Annotated in this window: 17 protein-coding genes; 14 read left to right on the top strand and 3 right to left on the bottom strand. The window is 67.1% G+C overall.

Features of this window, described 5'->3' with window-relative positions; all coding sequences use genetic code 11:
• The first annotated feature begins 139 nt into the window (after window positions 1–139).
• From recA to hflX, 8 genes are all read left to right on the top strand, one after another.
• Window positions 140–1,246, top strand: a complete 1,107-nt coding sequence (recA, locus tag QJ043_RS02630) for a recombinase RecA (protein ID WP_283712615.1) — start codon at window positions 140–142, stop codon at window positions 1,244–1,246.
• On the top strand, window positions 1,243–2,016 hold the full coding sequence (locus tag QJ043_RS02625; RefSeq protein ID WP_283712614.1) for a regulatory protein RecX: 774 nt from the start codon (window positions 1,243–1,245) through the stop codon (window positions 2,014–2,016). Before recA ends, QJ043_RS02625 begins: the two co-directional genes overlap by 4 nt.
• Window positions 2,017–2,243: 227 nt before the next feature.
• Window positions 2,244–3,803, top strand: coding sequence for a ribonuclease Y (rny, locus tag QJ043_RS02620; RefSeq protein ID WP_283712613.1), 1,560 nt, complete (start codon window positions 2,244–2,246; stop codon window positions 3,801–3,803).
• 7 nt (window positions 3,804–3,810) lie between these two features.
• Window positions 3,811–4,905, top strand: coding sequence for an ATP-binding protein (locus QJ043_RS02615; RefSeq protein ID WP_283712612.1), 1,095 nt, complete (start codon window positions 3,811–3,813; stop codon window positions 4,903–4,905).
• Between the two features lie 93 nt (window positions 4,906–4,998).
• Complete coding sequence (locus QJ043_RS02610) at window positions 4,999–5,319, top strand: stage V sporulation protein S (RefSeq protein ID WP_283712611.1); 321 nt, start codon at window positions 4,999–5,001, stop codon at window positions 5,317–5,319.
• Window positions 5,319–6,698 (top strand): tRNA (N6-isopentenyl adenosine(37)-C2)-methylthiotransferase MiaB, encoded by a 1,380-nt coding sequence (gene miaB / locus QJ043_RS02605; protein ID WP_283712610.1) that lies wholly within the window; start codon window positions 5,319–5,321, stop codon window positions 6,696–6,698. The genes QJ043_RS02610 and miaB overlap by 1 nt, the downstream gene beginning before the upstream one ends.
• Window positions 6,695–7,648, top strand: coding sequence for a tRNA (adenosine(37)-N6)-dimethylallyltransferase MiaA (miaA, locus tag QJ043_RS02600; RefSeq protein WP_283712609.1), 954 nt, complete (start codon window positions 6,695–6,697; stop codon window positions 7,646–7,648). The genes miaB and miaA overlap by 4 nt, the downstream gene beginning before the upstream one ends.
• A gap of 14 nt (window positions 7,649–7,662) precedes the next feature.
• On the top strand, window positions 7,663–8,958 hold the full coding sequence (gene hflX, locus QJ043_RS02595; protein WP_283712608.1) for a GTPase HflX: 1,296 nt from the start codon (window positions 7,663–7,665) through the stop codon (window positions 8,956–8,958).
• Between the two features lies 1 nt (window position 8,959).
• Here hflX and QJ043_RS02590 read toward each other — a convergent pair whose 3' ends face one another.
• Together QJ043_RS02590 and lexA are read right to left on the bottom strand one after the other, a co-directional pair.
• The gene (locus QJ043_RS02590) at window positions 8,960–9,745 is read right to left on the bottom strand and encodes a heparan-alpha-glucosaminide N-acetyltransferase (RefSeq protein ID WP_283712607.1); all 786 of its coding nucleotides are present in this window, start codon (window positions 9,743–9,745) and stop codon (window positions 8,960–8,962) included.
• A complete protein-coding gene (gene lexA / locus QJ043_RS02585) occupies window positions 9,745–10,410 on the bottom strand; it encodes a transcriptional repressor LexA (protein WP_283712606.1) in 666 nt (221 codons plus the stop codon). Before lexA ends, QJ043_RS02590 begins: the two co-directional genes overlap by 1 nt.
• Before the next feature lie 216 nt (window positions 10,411–10,626).
• Between lexA and QJ043_RS02580 the strand changes: the two genes are divergently transcribed.
• From QJ043_RS02580 to QJ043_RS02555, 6 genes are all read left to right on the top strand, one after another.
• Window positions 10,627–10,887 (top strand): LysM peptidoglycan-binding domain-containing protein, encoded by a 261-nt coding sequence (locus QJ043_RS02580; protein WP_283722720.1) that lies wholly within the window; start codon window positions 10,627–10,629, stop codon window positions 10,885–10,887.
• Between the two features lie 174 nt (window positions 10,888–11,061).
• The gene (nrdR, locus tag QJ043_RS02575) at window positions 11,062–11,517 is read left to right on the top strand and encodes a transcriptional regulator NrdR (RefSeq protein WP_283712604.1); all 456 of its coding nucleotides are present in this window, start codon (window positions 11,062–11,064) and stop codon (window positions 11,515–11,517) included.
• Entirely contained in the window at window positions 11,507–11,956 is a 450-nt protein-coding gene (gene dut, locus QJ043_RS02570; RefSeq protein WP_283712603.1) for a dUTP diphosphatase, read from the top strand. The genes nrdR and dut overlap by 11 nt, the downstream gene beginning before the upstream one ends.
• Before the next feature lie 113 nt (window positions 11,957–12,069).
• Window positions 12,070–13,389: an NCS2 family permease gene (locus QJ043_RS02565; RefSeq protein WP_283712602.1), complete on the top strand. Its 1,320-nt coding sequence runs from the start codon at window positions 12,070–12,072 to the stop codon at window positions 13,387–13,389.
• A gap of 117 nt (window positions 13,390–13,506) precedes the next feature.
• Window positions 13,507–14,790: a uracil-xanthine permease family protein gene (locus tag QJ043_RS02560; protein WP_283712601.1), complete on the top strand. Its 1,284-nt coding sequence runs from the start codon at window positions 13,507–13,509 to the stop codon at window positions 14,788–14,790.
• Window positions 14,791–14,923: 133 nt separating this feature from the next.
• Window positions 14,924–15,862 carry an NAD(P)/FAD-dependent oxidoreductase gene (locus QJ043_RS02555; protein ID WP_283712600.1) on the top strand — a complete coding sequence of 313 codons (939 nt, stop codon included), beginning with the start codon at window positions 14,924–14,926 and terminating at the stop codon, window positions 15,860–15,862.
• A gap of 111 nt (window positions 15,863–15,973) precedes the next feature.
• Here the strand turns inward: QJ043_RS02555 and QJ043_RS02550 are convergent, their stop codons facing one another.
• Window positions 15,974–16,684: a GntR family transcriptional regulator gene (locus QJ043_RS02550; protein WP_283712599.1), complete on the bottom strand. Its 711-nt coding sequence runs from the start codon at window positions 16,682–16,684 to the stop codon at window positions 15,974–15,976.
• Window positions 16,685–16,697 lie beyond the last annotated feature (13 nt).

Genomic DNA, 16,697 nt, shown 5'->3' with positions numbered 1-16,697 from the left:
CTGACAGGTTCTGGTGAGGATTTGTGACGGGCGGGACAGACACGGTGGGCCCCGATGTGATGTTCTGAGGGCAGGCGTTTGAACGCGAACGCGTGTTCCTTTATCATGGTGACGGACGACAACCTGTGGAAGGAGAACCATGGCCAAGAGCAAGGGGCCGGTGCGCGGCGTGGCCGAGCGCACCTTCGGCGAGGAGCGCGACAAAGTGGTGGCGGCGACCACCAAGGAGATCCAGAAGAAGTTCGGCGACGGCGCGATCATGCGCTTCGGCGACGGCAGCGCGGCCCTCGAGGTGGAGGCCATCCCCACGGGCTCTATCGCCCTTGACGCGGCGCTCGGCATCGGCGGCGTCCCGCGCGGCCGCATCGTGGAGATCTACGGCCCCGAGTCCTCGGGCAAGACCACGCTGTCGCTGGAGATCCTCGCCGAGGCCCAGGCGATGGGCGGCGTCGTCGCGTTCATCGACGCCGAGCACGCGCTCGACCCGAGCTACGCCGCCCGCATCGGTGTCGATATCGACGACGTGCTGATCTCCCAGCCGGACACCGGCGAGCAAGCGCTGGAGATCTGCGACATGCTCGTGCGCTCGAGCGCCATCGACGTCATCGTCATCGACTCGGTCGCGGCGCTCGTGCCCCGCGCGGAGATCGAGGGCGAGATTGGCGACACCACCGTCGGCCTCCAGGCCCGTCTCATGAGCCAGGCGCTCCGCAAGTTGGCCGGCTCGCTCGCGAAGTCCAACACCACCTGCATCTTCATCAACCAGCTGCGCGAGAAGATCGGCGTGATGTTCGGCAACCCGGAGACCACCACCGGTGGCCGCGCCCTCAAGTTCTTTGCGTCGGTCCGCATGGACATCCGCCGCGTGGACTCCATCAAGAAGGACGGCGAGGTCATCGGCAACCGGGTGCGGGTCAAGGTGGTCAAGAACAAGGTCGCGCCGCCGTTCCAGCAGGCGGAGTTCGACATCATGTACGGCACCGGCATCTCCAAGGAGGGCTCGACCCTCGACATGGCTGTCGAGCAGGACGTGGTCAACAAGTCGGGTGCCTGGTACACCTACGAGGGCGAGCGCCTCGGCCAGGGTCGCGAGGCCGCCAAGGACTTCCTGCGCGCGAACCCGGACCTCTTCGACGAGATCGACCACAAGGTCCGCGTGGCCGTGGGGCTCGAGTTCGAGGACGAGGGCGACGTGCCCGTCGTGCCAGCGCCCGACGCTCAGTCCACTGACGGGGCCGGAGCGTGACGTCCCGACCTACCAAGCTGCCGCAGTTCGATCCGATGGAGGGCCAGCGGCCGCGCCGGGGCGCCGCCCGGTCCGTCGAGCCCCGCACGTTCGAAGGTGACGGCGTGACCTGGACCGTCACGCTGCCCGACCGCGAGCGCGCGGGGCTCGGGACCCGGAAGCCTCGGGCGCAGGTGGTCGTGCGAGCAGGCGGCCACGAGCAGTCGCTCTCATGCCCGCTCGCGGTGGCGCGCCAGCTCATCAAAGAGGGGGTCCCGGCTCCTGCGCCATCCTCGGTGTCCGGCTACCTCGAGTTCCAGGACCGGGTCGCGACCGCGTGTGCCGCGGCCCGCCTGCGCGGCCTCGTGGACCGCCGCGACTACTCGCGGCTCGAGGCTGAGCGCAAGCTCAAGGACGACGGCTACTGGCCGCCCGTGATTGAGGACGTCCTCTCCCGCGCGTGCGCCGGTCGTCTTCTGGACGACCGGCGGTTCGCCGACACCTTCATCAGGTCCAAGGTGAGCGCCGGCTGGGGGCCTGTGCGCATCGGGCGCGAGCTCGCGCGTCGCGGCATCGAGCTCTCGGAGGTTCCGGGGTGGCCGGAGGAGTTCGTAGAGGAGGACGACGGGGACCGGGCATGGGCGCTCGTGGAGCGCCGGACGGTCCCGGCCAAAAACCCCTACGAGAAGACGGTTCGGTTCCTTGTGTCGCGCGGCTTCGGGTACGACGTGGCGAAGCGCTGCGCGGCGCGGCTCATGGACCGGCTCCGCGAGGAGGGGGAGGAGCGATAGACCCGTTGCCAGCGCCTTTCGGGGATCCCTTACTGAAATACTGAGGTATGCTGGTATCCACCGTTTGGGTGTCGCTCCTGGCTCGTCCGGGATGTCCTTATGACATGGGCCTTCCTGTAGGGAGGCCTTCTGGGTTCCGGCGTTGTCGTGCCGAATCGAGCTGTGCTCGGACGGTCCCCGGCCTTCGGGCCGGTCCCTCACTCGCTTGAATGACGCTAGGAGACACCATGTGGATCTACCTTTTGATCGCCTGCGTCGTCGGGCTCGCACTCGGCGCCCTCGTGGCCTGGTCCTACGCCAACGCGAAGACCAACGCCCGGGTGGCCGAGGCCGACGAGAAGGTGCGCACGGCCGAGCAACAGGCCAGCCAGATCACCTCGGACGCGACCCGGGACGCTGAGAACAAGCGCAAAGAGGCGCTGCTCGCCGCCAAGGAGGAGGCGCTCAAGCTCAAACAGGCGCACGAGGCGGAGGACCGCCAGCGCAAGGGCGAGCTGCGGGAGATGGAGTCCCGCATCATGCAGCGCGAGGAGTCGCTCGACCGCCGGAACGACCAGCTGGACCGTCGCGAGCGCCAGCTCTCCTCCACCCAGAGCCAGTTGGACAAGAAGCGCAACGAGGTGGACAAGCTCGAGGCCAAGCAGACGGCGGAGCTGGAGCGCATCGCCGCGCTGACGCAGGAGCAGGCCCATGACGAGCTCATCGACCGCGTCCGCAAGGACACGGTGGCCGAGGAGGCGCGCATCATCCGCGAGTCCGAAGCCCGCACCCGCGCTACGGCGGAGAAGAGCGCCCGCGAAATCGTCTCGGTGGCCATCCAGCGCTGCGCCGCGGACCAGGCCGGCGAGGTGACCGTCACGACGGTCCACATCCCCTCCGACGACCTCAAGGGCCGCATCATCGGTCGTGAGGGCCGCAACATCCGCACCTTCGAGCAGGTCTCGGGCGTCTCGCTCGTGATCGACGACACGCCCGAGACGGTCGTTCTGTCGAGCTTTGACCCGGTGCGCCGCGAGACGGCGCGCGTGGCCCTCGAGAACCTCATCGCGGACGGCCGCATCCATCCGGCTCGGATCGAGGAGATGTACGCGAAGGCGGAGAAGCTCGTGGCCCAGCGCGTGATCGAGGCCGGCGAGACCGCCGCGTTCGACATGGGCATCCACGACCTCCATCCCGAGGTGGTCAAGACCTTGGGCGCCCTCCGGTACCGCATGTCCTACGGTCAGAACGTGCTCCAGCACTCCAAACAGGTGGCCGAGCTCTGCGCGATCATGGCCTCCGAGCTCGGTGCCGACGCTGCGGCCGCCAAGCGCGCGGGACTGCTCCACGACCTCGGCAAGGCCATTGACCACGAGGTGGAGGGACCGCACGCGGTGATCGGAGCCGACCTCGCGCGCCGGTACGGCGAGAAGCCCGACATCGTCCACGCGATCGAGGCGCACCATGCCGACGTGGAGCCCGTCACCGTTCTCGACGTGCTCGTGCAGGCGGCCGATGCGATCAGCGCGGCCCGCCCCGGCGCCCGTCGCGAGTCGGCCGAGGCCTACATCAAGCGCCTGGAAAAGCTCGAGGCCATCTCCAACGCGCACGAGGGCGTGGAGCGCACCTACGCGATGCAGGCGGGCCGCGAGCTGCACGTTATGGTGGAGCCGGAGAAGATCTCCGACAGCGAGGCCGTGGTCCTCGCGCACGACATCGCCGCGCAGATCGAGGACGAGATGGAGTACCCCGGACAGGTCCGCGTGGTCGTCATCCGCGAGTCCCGCGCCGTCGACGTCGCCAAGTAGCGCGAGCATGGGCGAACAGGCTGGCGTGACCCGGGACCTTGCGGGATTCGTCTCCGAGGTCGTCGGGTCCCAGGCCATTCGGGTCGAGGAGTCGTTCGGTGACGGCTTCGTCCGCCTTATGGTGGACGAGGCCGAGCGCCGTCAGGCGCGGCACGACATCCGGTGCGTGGAAGACGCCGTCGTCGAGCTCCTGCGGAACGCGCGCGACGCCGGGGCGTCGTCCGTGTACGTGGCGAGCTGGCGCTCGGGGGACATCCGGACCGTCGTGGTCGTGGACGACGGGGAGGGGATCCCCCTCTCGATGCAGGGGCGTGTCTTCGACGCCCGCGTGACATCGAAGCTGGACTCGATGCGGATGGACCGCTGGGGCGTGCACGGGCGCGGCATGGCGCTCTTCTCGATCAAGGAGAACGCCGAGTCCGCACGGGTCATGGCCTCGGCGCCTGGGCAAGGAAGCTCCATCGGGGTGACGTTCGACTGCTCCGTGCTCCCGGAGCGGACCGAGCAGTCGGCGTGGCCGAGCGTGGGCCGCGACGAGGACGGGCGGCCGGCCATTGTGCGCGGCCCTCACAACATCGTCCGTGCCTGCTGCGAGTTCGCTTTGGACGAGCGGGGCTCCGTCGACGTCTTCATCGGCTCGCCGGCCGAGATGCTCGCCACGATGATCGCGCGGGCGCGGGACGCGTCCGACGAGTCGGCGCTTCTGTTCGTGGACGACCCGGGGACGCTGCCCGTGGTGGAGCGGCCGCTCTGGGCGGCCGATGCCCGGTCGCTGGCGCGTGTAGGGGATGGGCTCGGCCTTCCGGTGTCCGAGCGAACGGCGCATCGCGTGCTGGCGGGGGCCGTCAGGCCGGTGCGGCCGGTGCTCGCCCGCCTCTCCCATCGGAAGTCCCAACACCCCGGGGCTCCGGACCTCCTTCGTGACCGCCGGGGGCTCAAGGTCGCGCCTCAGGACCTCGAGGAGTTCTCGCGGGCCCTCGAGCGGGACTTCGCCTTCTTGGAGGACCGCTACTATGTGAGCCTGTGCGAGCCTCCCCGGATCACGGTCACCGGAGACCAGGTCCGCGTGGTTTTTGAGCTTGATAAGGGGGATGAGGGCTAAGGCACTGGCTTGCGGCCCATCGCCTCTCCTGCAGGGTAGGATTCTGTGAACGAACTCTTCAGCGTCACACATGCAGCACTGGAGCACACATCGATGGATTTCCTCAAAGTCTCAAGCAAGTCGTCGCCCGCCTCGGTGGCCGGCGCCATAGCGGGCATGGTCAAGGACGGCGTGCCGGTGAACCTGCAGGCCGTGGGCGCCGGCGCAGTGAACCAGGCCGTCAAGGCGGTGGCGATCGCCCGCGGGTTTCTGATCCCCGTGGGCTACGACATATCCATCGCGCCCACCTTCTCGGACATTCAGATCGACGGGGACTCACGGACGGCGATTCGCATCGCCGTGTACGTCCATCAGTTGAATCCGCAGGGGTCCCAGGCCGCCGGACCGGCTCGCATGGGCGCAGGGGGATGCTAATGGAGGCCAAGACGGCGAGCGGCGCCCGGTCCTGTGAGGGACTGGGCTATTTCGTGCGCACCTTCGGGTGCCAGATGAACCTCCACGACGCGGAACGCGTGAGCGGCCTGCTCGAGTCGGAGGGCGCCGTGCCGGTGGGGTCCGCCGAGGAGGCGGACATCGTCGTGTTCATGACGTGCTGCGTCCGCGAGAAGGCGGACACCCACCTGTACGGACAGGCGTCCGCGATGGCGAGCGCTCCGGAGCCGCCCTCTGGTCTGCGCACCGTGTGCGTGGGTGGCTGCATCGCGCAACGCGACGGCGAGCGCCTGCGCCAGCAGGTGCCGGTGGTGGACGTGGTGTTCGGCACCCAGGCGATCGCCCGGCTGCCGCACCTGATATGCGAGGCCCGTACCGGCGAGGCCGGGCTGGCCGTGGACACGGAAGAGCGCTACGACGGCTTCTCGACGGACCTGCCGAGCCACCGGGCCTCGAAGGCCCAGGCCTGGGTGCCGATCATGTACGGCTGCAACAACTTCTGCAGCTACTGCGTGGTGCCCTACGTCCGAGGGCGCGAGCGGAGCCGTGCCTTCGAGGACGTCGTCGACGAGGTGCGACGCCTCGTCGCGGACGGCGCCCGCGAGGTCACCCTGCTCGGACAGAACGTGAACTCCTATGGGCGCGACCTCTACGGGGAGCCGCGGTTCGCCGAGCTGCTGCGGGCTGTCGGTGACACGGGAATCGAGCGGATCCGCTTCACGAGCTCGCACCCCAAGGACCTCTCGGACGACACGATCCGGGCGATGGCCGAGACGCCGGCGGTGATGCCGCAGCTCCATCTGGCCGTGCAGAGCGGCTCGACGGACGTGTTGCGACGCATGAACCGCAAGTACACACGAGACGACTATCTTGCCCTTGTCGGCCGCATCAAAGAAGCGATGCCGGACATCATGCTCACGACCGACCTCATCGTCGGGTTCCCGCTCGAGACGGAGCAGGATTTCGAGGACACGCTGTCGCTCGTGCGTGAGGCCGGGTTCTCGGGTGCCTTCACGTTCATCTACTCGAAGCGCGAGGGCACGCCGGCAGCCGCAGTCGACGATCCGACGCCCCGCGACGTGATTCAGGGGCGCTTCGACCGGCTCGCGAAGCTGATCGAGGAGCAAAGCTGGCAGGCCAACCAGCGCTTCGAGGGCGAGCGGGTGGAGGTGCTCGTGGAAGGGCCGTCGAAGAAGGACCCTCGCCGCATGACCGGCCACAGCCGCGAGAGCGTCACCGTGCACTTCCCGGCCCCAGAGGGCGTCGAGCCAGCCGACCTCGTCGGCACGCTCGTGGACGTCCACGTGGAGCAGGCGCGCACCTGGTACCTGGCGGGCTCGATGGTGGGGGAGCCTCGGTGACGTCCGAGGGACGCGTGCTGCCTGGGCCGGTGCTCTGCGTGGTGGGTCCCACGGCCTCCGGGAAGTCCGAGGTGGCCGAGCTTGTGGCGGAGCGCCTGGGCTCCGAGGTGATTTCGGTCGACGCCATGCAGGTGTACCGGGGCATGGACATCGGCACCGCCAAGACGCCCCTGGCCGAGCGACGTGTCCCGCTCCGCCTGGTGGATGTGGCCGACATGCGCGAGGACTTCTCGGCTGCTCGGTTCCAATGCGAGGCCCGCGCGGTGATCGACGGTCTTCTCCGGGGCCACCGGGTGCCGGTGCTGTGCGGTGGCACCGGTCTGTACCTCGACGCGGTGATAGACGACATGGCGTTCCCCTCCGGTACCCTCACGAGCCCCTCTCGGACGCGGTACGAGGAGCTGGGGCGCGAGAAGGGTCCCGAGGCCCTCTGGCGGATGCTGAGCGCGCGCGACCCGGAGAGCGCCGCGCTCATCCATCCGAACAACGCGAAGCGCGTGGCACGCGCGCTGGAGCTGGCAGACGAAGGCCGGTCCTACGCGGTTCAGCACGAGGGCCTCAAGCGGCGCGCGCCGTGGTACGACGCTCGGATCTGGGCGCTCGCGTGGGACCGGGACGAGCTGTACGCGCGGATCGAGCGACGCGTGGACACGATGTTCGCCGCGGGCTTGGTGGACGAGGTCCGCTCCCTGCGCGCACGCGGCCTCGACGAGAGCCCCACGGCCTCCGCCGCCATCGGGTACAAAGAGGTCTCGGCGGCGCTCCGTGGGGAGATCTCCCTCGACGAGGCCCGGGAGCAGGTGAAGCGCAACACCCGTCGCTATGCCAAGCGACAGCTCTCGTGGATCCGGAGGGACGGTCGCGCGCACGTGCTCACGATGGGGCCGGACGGCCTGTCGCCGGAGCAGGCGGCGCGGCGCATCATCGACGACTCCGGTGTCACCGGCTGAGAGAGGACGGTCACGTGGCCACAAGGCACCCGCTTCCCACTGCAGCACCCCATGAGCGCGCGATCCTGGTCGGCGTCGATCGGGGAGGGTCGTGCGACTGGCCCCTTGCGGAGTCCTTGGCCGAGCTCGAACGGCTCGTCGAGACGGATGGCGCGATCGTTGTGGGCGAGCTGACCCAGCGGCTGGACCAGCCGGTTCCGAAGACCTTCATTGGCTCGGGCAAGGCTGCGGAGCTCAAGGAGCTCGTGCAGGCGCTGGATGCGGACGTGGTCGTGTTCGACGACGAGCTCAAGCCCACGCAGCAGGCGAACCTCGAGCGGATCCTCGGCAGGGACGTGAAGGTGATCGACCGGACCGCCCTCATCCTCGACATCTTCGGCCGCCATGCGGCCACGAAAGAGGGGCGTCTGCAGGTTCAAGAGGCACAGCTCGCGTATGTCCTTCCACGTCTCCGCGGCATGTGGAGCCACTTGATGGGCGAGCAAACGCGCGGCGGCATCGGCAGTCGCTTCGGACAGGGCGAGTCGCAGCTCGAGGTGGACCGCAGGCTCGTGAGGAACCGTCTGTCGGCGCTTCGGAAGGACCTCGCGAAGGTCGAGACGCAACGGGAGACCCAGAGCAAGGCGCGATGGGACAGCGGCGTCTATCGTGTGGCGTTCGCCGGCTACACGAACGCAGGGAAGTCCACCCTGCTCAACGCGCTGACCGGGGCCGACGTCTACGCCAAGGACGAGCTCTTCGCCACGCTGGACCCGACCACTCGAGCGCTCGACCTGGCCGAGGGGCGCAAGGTCACCCTGACCGACACGGTGGGCTTCATCCAGAAGATCCCAACGAGGCTCGTGCAGTCGTTCAAGTCCACGCTGGCCGAGGTGCGGGGCGCCGACCTCGTGCTCGACGTGGTGGACGCAAGCGACCCGCAATGGCCGGCGCAGGTGAGGGCGGTCGAGGAGACCCTTGCCTCCATCGACGCTGGGGACATCGACCGCGTCCTGGTGCTGAACAAGGTTGACCTGCTCTCCTCCGAGGATCGCGAACGCCTGCGGCTCGAGCACCCGGAGGCGGTCCTGGTCTCCGCCACCGAGGGCACGGGGCTCGATGGCCTCCTGCACCGGGTGGCCCTCGAAGCCGCGAAGGGCGACGTCCTGCTCACCGCGCTGATCCCGTACTCCAAGGGGCTCCTGACGAAGGCGGTGCACGAGCAGGGTCAAATCGTGCGCGAGTCCTACGGCGAGGACGGGCTGCTCGTCACGGCCCGCGTGCCCGAGCGTCTGGCCGGTCACTTGGCGCCCTATCGCGTCGAGGAGTGAGCTAGACCCCGAGGAGTCCGAAGAGTGCGATGAGCGCGGGCTGGTGAACCACATAGACAGGCAACGCATGGCGCCCGACCCACTCGAGAGGTCGGCAGTGGGCGCGCAGCATCCAACCGGGGTAGCCCACTCGCTTGAACCAGCGACCAATGGCGATGCCGGCTCCGTACATCAGCGCGAACGGCACGAGGGGATAGTAGTCGCCGGACACAAAGCCGGGGCCTGGGAACCCGAGCCATGCGAACCACGGGGTGGAGTAGCAGGCCTCCGGGATCGCCAGGGAGAAGAATGGCCCTCCGAGGCTGCTGCGCGGGACATTGAGGCAGAGCAAGAAGACGGCGACGAGGGCCGCGGCAAGGATCACGCCTTGGGGCTCGCGGTGTATTCGTTCCAGCAGCGCGTCCACGAGGGTCGCGGCACCGATGCAGAACACGATGCCGAAGCTGATCGGGTCGTCGACGGCGGCAAGGGTCGTGGCAACGAAGATGAGCGCCGCCACTGCCAGGTAACGGCCGGCCCGGGCCAGGTTGTTCCTCGAGAAGCTGCACATCCATCCCGAGACGGCGAGGAACGTCCAGGCGATGGTGGCGCGCCAGACAGCGACGAGGGCGCCCGAAAAGAACGGGAGCGGCAGCCCGTAGATGAAGGCCGCGTCGTAACAGGCGTGGAAGAGCACCATAGAGACGACCGAGAAGCCGCGCGCGGCGTCAAAGAGGCGGACGCGCCCCGTGGGATGCGTCCACGGGGCGCGCCTCGTCGAATCCGTCGCGGAGGCGGGCGAGACCATTAGGAGATGTGGCGGATGAGGGCGGTCGCGCGGCCGAGGATCAGTGGGTTGTCGACGTAGATGGGCTCCATCATGTCGTTCTCGGGCTGCAGGCGCACGCGGTTCGCCTCGCGGTAGAACGTCTTCACCGTGGCGCCGTCGCCCACCAACGCGACGACGATCTCGCCGTTGTGCGCCTGGTTGGTCTCAGCCACCACCAGGTAGTCGCCGTCCATGATGCCGGCGTTGATCATCGAGCTGCCCTTGACGCGGAGGACGAACGAGCTGCCGTCGCCCACGATGCTCGTGGGCAGCGGGATGGTCTCCTCGATGTTCTGCTCGGCAAGGATCGGGACGCCCGCAGCGACGCGGCCGACGAGCGGCAGCCCGATCACGTTGCCGTCGAGGTCCTGCAGCACCTGGGCCAGCCCGTCCTGCGGCTGCGAGGAGCCGCGCTTGTGGGAGCCGGGGCCGCAGATCTCGATGGTCCGGGACTTGTTGGCCGTGCGTTTGATCAGCCCGACCTCCTCAAGGGTGCGGAGGTGCATGTGCACGGTGCTCGGTGACTTGAGGCCCACGGCGGAGCCGATCTCACGGACCGACGGGGGATACCCGTGTTCGTCGGAGTACGACAACAGGAAGTCGTAGATCTGCTGGACGCGCTGGCTGAGCTTGGGCTGCGACATGGCCTCTCCTTCTTCGGTGTCCTCGCACCACCACTATAACAAACGATTGTTCCAAAAAACGGATGTTCCCGTAATTCTTGACAAATCTAGTGGACAGGGGTAAACCGAACACCGAACAGACGTATCCGGACAAACGTATCGCACAGGGAGGGGTTTGCCATGACGGCGCAGTCTCTGAGGGAACAAACCATCGAAACACCTGTCCATTTCTGGTTCGTGGCGGCGATTGTCGGCATTGTGTTCGTTCTGGGCACGGGGGTCGCCCATGACCTGCGCGTCTCGGCCGTGCTGAGCGGTGCCCCGCAAGAGGAGGTGCTCGTCACTGCCGGGGAGAGCCTCTGGGCCATTGCGGAGAGGCACACGGGAGACGATGTCGCCGTCCCGGAGGTGGTTCGGTGGGTGATGGAGGAGAACGGCCTCGACTCCTGCGTGATTCAGCCGGGGGACCGCATCGTGCTGCCGGTCCTGACATCGTGACGGGCCAAGCGTGAGAGCAGGGGCACGTCGGCGAGCGATCGTTGGCGCGGCCTGGACGCGGGTAACGCGCCCGTTTCCATGTAGGCGCTGTGAAGAGACGCCGAGGCTCCTGTGCTATGTTGTGCCTGCTTCACGGCACAATCTTCGAGAACGACCTGTGGGGGGAACTCATCGATGCGCTGTCCCCGGTGTGGCTGGCCCGAGTCAAAAGTGGTGGACTCCCGTCCGTCCGAGAGCAATGAGGCCATCCGTCGGAGGCGCCAGTGCATGCAGTGTGGCGCCCGCTTCACGACGTACGAGCGACGTGAGGAGCTGCCGCTCGTCGTGGTCAAGCGGGACGGGCGGCGCGAGCCGTTCGATCGCCAGAAGATCATGCACGGGCTCGTGGCCGCAACGGTCAAGCGCGACCTCGACGTCGCACAGCTCGACCGTCTGATTGACGATGTGGAGCAGAAGCTCCGGGATGGCGGCGTGCTCGAGGTTCCCTCGAAACAGTTGGGCGAGATGGTGCTACTGGCGCTGAAAGACGTCGATGGCGTGGCCTATGTGCGATTCGCCAGTGTCTACCGCGACTTCAAGGACGTCGACGAGTTCCGCGAGGAGCTGGGGAGGCTCGAGAATGGCCAGTGAGCGGCTGCGTGTCCCGATCAAGCGCCTTGACCCTGCCGTCGAGCTGCCGGCCTATGCCTACCCGGGCGACGCGGGGCTCGACCTGCGTGCGAACGAGGCGGTCACGCTGTGGCCGCTCGAGCGCCGGCTCATAGGCACGGGTCTGGCTGTCGCGATTCCCGAAGGGTACGCGGGCTTCGTGCAACCCCGGAGCGGCATGGCTCTCAAGAAGGGCCTCTCGATGGCGAACACGCCGGGGCTCGTCGACTCCCATTACCGGGGCGAGCTCAAGGTGTGCGCCGTGAACCTTGACGCCGAGATGCCCATCTCGATCGAGCGCGGCGAGCGCATCGCCCAGCTGGTCATCCTTCCGACGCCGCTGGTCGAGCTTGTGGAGATGCCCGAGCTCGACGATACGGAACGCGGGGCCTCCGGGTTCGGTTCCAGTGGTGTCGTGTAATCCATCCTCAGGTTCTCTCCGGCGTGCCGAAGGCGCGTCGGTTCGGCTATCGACCCACAAGGAGGGACAGACCATTGGAGAACTCGGAAATCCCGACGGACAAGGAGGGCGGTTTGGAATCGTTTTTCCACATGAAGGAGCGGGGCTCCTCCACCGGCCAGGAGCTCAGGGCCGGCTTGACCACGTTCCTGGCGATGGCGTACATCATCGCCGTGAACCCGTCGCTCCTCGCGGCTGCCGGCATCCCGATTGAGGCGGCGGTCACCGCGACCTGCATTGGCGCGGGCATCATGACCATCCTGATGGGCGTCTGCTCGAACCGCCCGCTGGCCTGTGCGTCTGGCATGGGCATCAACGCGGTGGTCGCGTTCACGTTGACGCCTATCGCGGGGGGCGACTGGCACGCGGCGATGGCGGTCGTGTTCCTTGAGGGCATCATCATCCTCATCTGCGTGCTCTGTGGCCTGCGCGAGGCGATCATGGACGCCATCCCGGCGTCGCTGCGCCATGCGATCGCTGCGGGTCTCGGCTTGTTCATCGCGCTCATCGGCCTCATCAACGGCGGCATCATCGTCAACGATGACTCGACGCTCATCACGATGGTGTCGCTCGGGTCGATGGACAACCCCGGCTATATCGTCGCGCTGGTGGCGATCTTCTCCACGTTCGTCCTCTATTGCCTGCGCGTGCCGGGAGAGATCCTCATCGGCATCGTCATTGCCGTCATCGTGGGCGTGCCTCTCGGCGTGACTTCTGCGCCCGCCGGCATTGTCTCCGGTCTCGACTTCTCGACGTTCGGCGCGCCGTTCTTGCTCGATGCGGACGGCGTCATGGGCATTGCGAAGGTCGTTGCGAGCCCGGTGCTGTTGATGTTCGTGTTCTCGCTCATGATGTCCGACTTCTTCGACACGATGGGCACCGCCTTCGCGGTGGCCAAGCAGGGCAACTTCCTCAACGAGGACGGCACCATCGAGGACATCCGCCAGATCCTCATCGTCGACTCCACCGCCGCTGCTGTGGGCGGACTCGTCGGCGCCTCGTCGATCACCACCTTCGTGGAGTCCGCCTCCGGAGCCGCTGACGGCGGTCGCACGGGGCTCACGTCCATTGCCACGGGCGTGCTTTTCCTGGTCGCCGCGTTCTTCGCTCCGCTCGTCGCCATCGTGAGCACTGCGGCCACTGCGGGCGCCCTTGTGCTCGTCGGCTTCCTGATGATGGACCAGGTGCAGGAGATCGACTGGTCGAGCAGGTTGGAGGGCCTCCCGGCGTTCATGACGGTGGCGGGCATCCCCTTCACCTACTCCATCTCGAGCGGTATCGGCCTTGGGTTCATCACGTATGTGGTGGTGGCCCTCTGCACCGGCAAGGCCAAGGACGTCAAGCCGCTCATGTGGGTCGCGGCCGTGGCGTTCGCGATCTCGTTCTTCATCTAGGCGACCGCACGTTCGCGCGGTGACCATTCGGTGTTTCACGGGGTCCTTGGAGCCCAAGGGCCCCGTTTTCAAGGAAGCGGGATCTGTGAGTCCCGACTTGAAGAGGAAGGAGAGCCTATGGCTCATGCGAAGCGCGAGGTGATCGGCGTTTCCGACCGCGTCTCGGTCGGTCGTGCCATCCCGCTCGGCATCCAGCACATGATGTCGATGTTCGGCTCGACGGTGCTCGTGCCGATGCTGACGGGCCTGCACCCGAGCGCGGCGATCATGTGCTCGGGCATTGGCACCGTCTGCTACCTGCTCGTCACGAAGAACAAGATCCCCAGCTATCTGGGCAGCTCGTTCGCGTTCATCAGCCCGATCATCGCGGTAGGCGCAACCCAGGGGCTCAATGCGGCGCTTTCAGGCGTTGTGGTCGCTGGCTTGGTGTTCCTCGCCGTCGCCGGCATCATCAAACTGATCGGCACGGGCTGGATCGACCGTATCCTCCCGCCGGTTCTCATCGCCTCCATCATCGTCGTGATCGGTGTCGGGCTCTCCGCGACGGCCGTGAACATGGCGCTCTGCAACTCGACCGGCACCTTCGACGGTGCGAGCTGCGCGGTCGCTGCCGTCACACTGGCCGCCGCCGTCGTGTTCTCGTCGATGAACGGGCTCATCGGCACGATCCCCGTGCTGCTCGCCATCATCGTGGGCTACGTGGTGTCCGCCTTCATGGGCATGGTGGACTTCCAGCCCGTGCTCGACGCATCGTGGGTCGGCCTCCCGAAGCTGATGTTCCCGCAGTTCGACCTCAGCGCGATCCTGCTGATCGCGCCCGTGGCGTTCGTTGTGGTCATCGAGCACATCGGCCACCTGCTCGTGGTGTCGGAGGTCGTCGGCGAGGACTACGTGCCGATGCTGCCGCGGTCCCTGGCGGGCGACGGTATCGCGACGTGCATCGCCGGCTTCCTCGGCAGCCCTCCTGCGACCACCTATGCGGAGAACATCGGTGTGATGTCCGTCACCCGTGTGTACTCGACCCAGGTGTTCTGGTACGCGGCGGGCTTCGCCTTCATCGTTGGTGGCTTCTGCCCCAAGCTCGAGGCGCTCATCATGAGCATCCCCACGCCCGTGATGGGCGGCGTGAGCCTTCTGCTGTTCGGTCTCATCGCCTCCAACGGCCTGCGCATGCTCGTGACGAACAACATCGACTTCGGCGAGAACCGCAACCTCATGATCGCCGCAGTCGTTATCATCCTGGGCGTCGGCATGGAGTGCGGCGGCTACGCGATCCCCCTCGGCGACTTCACGCTGCCCGGCATGGCGGCGTCGGCGCTCGTGGGCATCGTGATGAATCTGCTGCTCCCGCGCGTGTCGTCCGAGGACGACGCGGCTCCGGACTACATCGAGGAGCCCTAGGTCCCGCTGAGCCGTCCTGATGTGGCCGGGCGTTTCTCCGCTGCGCGCGGGGGAGCGCCCGGCCGTTTTTGATGCTGTCGAAGAGGGGTACCCTTCCTCCAGCAACAGACGAACAACGAAGGGAGGCCTCCTTATGCAGGAGAAGGACCTTGTCATCATTGGCGGCGGCCCGGCGGGTCTCACTGCCGCCATCTATGCGGACCGCGCCGCGGTCGATGCGGTGACCATCGAGCAGGGCAACTTCGGGGGGCAGCTGAGCCAGACGGACCTGGTGGACAACTACCCGGGCATCGAGAATGTCTCGGGCTTTGAATTGGCGCAGAAGATGCACCAGCACGCGGAGGACCTGGGAGCTGAGTTCGCGTTCGATGTGGTCGAGAAGCTTGAGCGGGACAAGGACGGCGAGCGGTTCATCGTGTCTGCGATGGGCGAGACCTACCGGGCGAAGACGGTCATCCTGGCAACCGGCGCGACGCCGCGGCCGGCCGGCTTTGTCAATGAGTCCCTATTCGCCGGCCACGGTGTGTCCTACTGCGCCACCTGCGACGGCATGTTCTACAGGGACAAGACGTGCTTCGTGGTGGGCGGCGGCAACACGGCCTGCGAGGAGGCGGACTTCCTTACGCGCTTCGCCTCCGAGGTGATCATGGTGGTCCGGAAGGATCACATGCGCGCGCAGGCCCAGCTCATCAAGAAGGTGGAGGACAACCCCAAGGTCACCATCAGGTACGAGACGGCCATCGACGCCCTGGAGGGCGAGGACCTGCCGTCGAAGGTGGTCTTCCGGAACACAAAGACCGGCGAGACCTGGGCCGAGGAGTACGAGCCGGGCTCTTTTGGCGTGTTCGTGTTCATCGGCACCATCCCGACGAGCGAGCTGGCCAAGGGCCTCTGCGAGTGCACGGACGCCGGTGAGATCGTGACCAACGAGCGCATGGAGACCTCCACCAAGGGCCTCTATGCAGCTGGTGACGTGCGGAAGAAGCCGCTGCGGCAGATCGTCACGGCCTGCGCGGACGGTGCGCAAGCGGCGACGTCGGCCGCGCTCTATCTCGGCAACATGGTCATCTAGCCCTGCAAATGTGCAAATGGGGGCGGAGCATTCTCTCAGGTGGTCACGTGTTTGATGCCGTGGCATCAACAGCGCAACGACCGGCAAAAGTGCTCCGTCCCCATTTGCCGGTCAGGTGTTGACGCACTTGAAGGACCAATCGCGTGTGTCGCGGTGCAACACGCTGTACTCAAAGAGGCGGCCGTCCGAGAGGAACGTCACCTGGTCGATCTCGAGCACGGGGACGTCCTCGGGCAACCGGAGCCAGACCTGTTCCTCGAGCGTCGGCATGACGGCGCGGATCGAGCGGTGCGTCGAGGACACGGTGAGCCCCAGTCCCACCTCCACGTGGCGGTAGAGCGAGTCCGCCGCGTTGCGCTTCGTGAGGTTCGGCACGATGGCCACGGGTATCCAGGTGTAGCTCACGAGTCCTTGCGAGTCGTTCACCGACCGTAGGCGCACGATGGAGTACACCGGTGTGCCCTCGCCGACGCGCAACCGCTCGGCCACGCGCCCTGTGGCCCCGATCACCGAGAACTCGAGCACTTGGGTGTCGGCGACGTGGCCCTCGTGGCGGGCCGTCGCGGAGTAGCTCTCGACCACCTGGCTCTCCGAGTCGTCGCTCGAGGGGTCGATGTCCTTGACGTAGGTGCCGCTGCCGCGCCGCTTGATAACGAAGCCCCGTTCCGAGAGCACGTCCATCGCCTTGCGCACGGTGATGCGGCTCACGCCGTACTGCTCGCAGAGCTCGTCCGTGGTGGGGAGCTTAGACTGCGGGGGACAGACGCCCTCCCGGATCTTGCGCTCGATGTCTTCGGCCACGGTGAGGTACTTGAGAGGCACCGGTCCTCCCTTT

It is taken from the genome of Kribbibacterium absianum (genome assembly GCF_030067705.1).
Classification (GTDB): domain Bacteria; phylum Actinomycetota; class Coriobacteriia; order Coriobacteriales; family Atopobiaceae; genus Kribbibacterium; species Kribbibacterium absianum.
Note: the sequence above shows the minus strand (reverse complement) of the source record. Positions and strands in the feature narration are given on the sequence as shown.

Bases quoted from the DNA above. Each gene is read 5' to 3' on its own strand.
- rny (WP_283712613.1), top strand. From the start codon at position 2,244: ATGTGGATCTACCTTTTGATCGCCTGCGTCGTCGGGCTCGCACTCGGC.
- dut (WP_283712603.1), top strand. From the start codon at position 11,507: ATGGCCAGTGAGCGGCTGCGTGTCCCGATCAAGCGCCTTGACCCTGCC.
- nrdR (WP_283712604.1), top strand. From the start codon at position 11,062: ATGCGCTGTCCCCGGTGTGGCTGGCCCGAGTCAAAAGTGGTGGACTCC.
- lexA (WP_283712606.1), bottom strand. From the start codon at position 10,410: ATGTCGCAGCCCAAGCTCAGCCAGCGCGTCCAGCAGATCTACGACTTC.
- QJ043_RS02590 (WP_283712607.1), bottom strand. From the start codon at position 9,745: ATGGTCTCGCCCGCCTCCGCGACGGATTCGACGAGGCGCGCCCCGTGG.
- QJ043_RS02560 (WP_283712601.1), top strand. From the start codon at position 13,507: ATGGCTCATGCGAAGCGCGAGGTGATCGGCGTTTCCGACCGCGTCTCG.
- QJ043_RS02555 (WP_283712600.1), top strand. From the start codon at position 14,924: ATGCAGGAGAAGGACCTTGTCATCATTGGCGGCGGCCCGGCGGGTCTC.
- recA (WP_283712615.1), top strand. From the start codon at position 140: ATGGCCAAGAGCAAGGGGCCGGTGCGCGGCGTGGCCGAGCGCACCTTC.
- miaB (WP_283712610.1), top strand. From the start codon at position 5,319: ATGGAGGCCAAGACGGCGAGCGGCGCCCGGTCCTGTGAGGGACTGGGC.
- QJ043_RS02610 (WP_283712611.1), top strand. From the start codon at position 4,999: ATGGATTTCCTCAAAGTCTCAAGCAAGTCGTCGCCCGCCTCGGTGGCC.
- QJ043_RS02615 (WP_283712612.1), top strand. From the start codon at position 3,811: ATGGGCGAACAGGCTGGCGTGACCCGGGACCTTGCGGGATTCGTCTCC.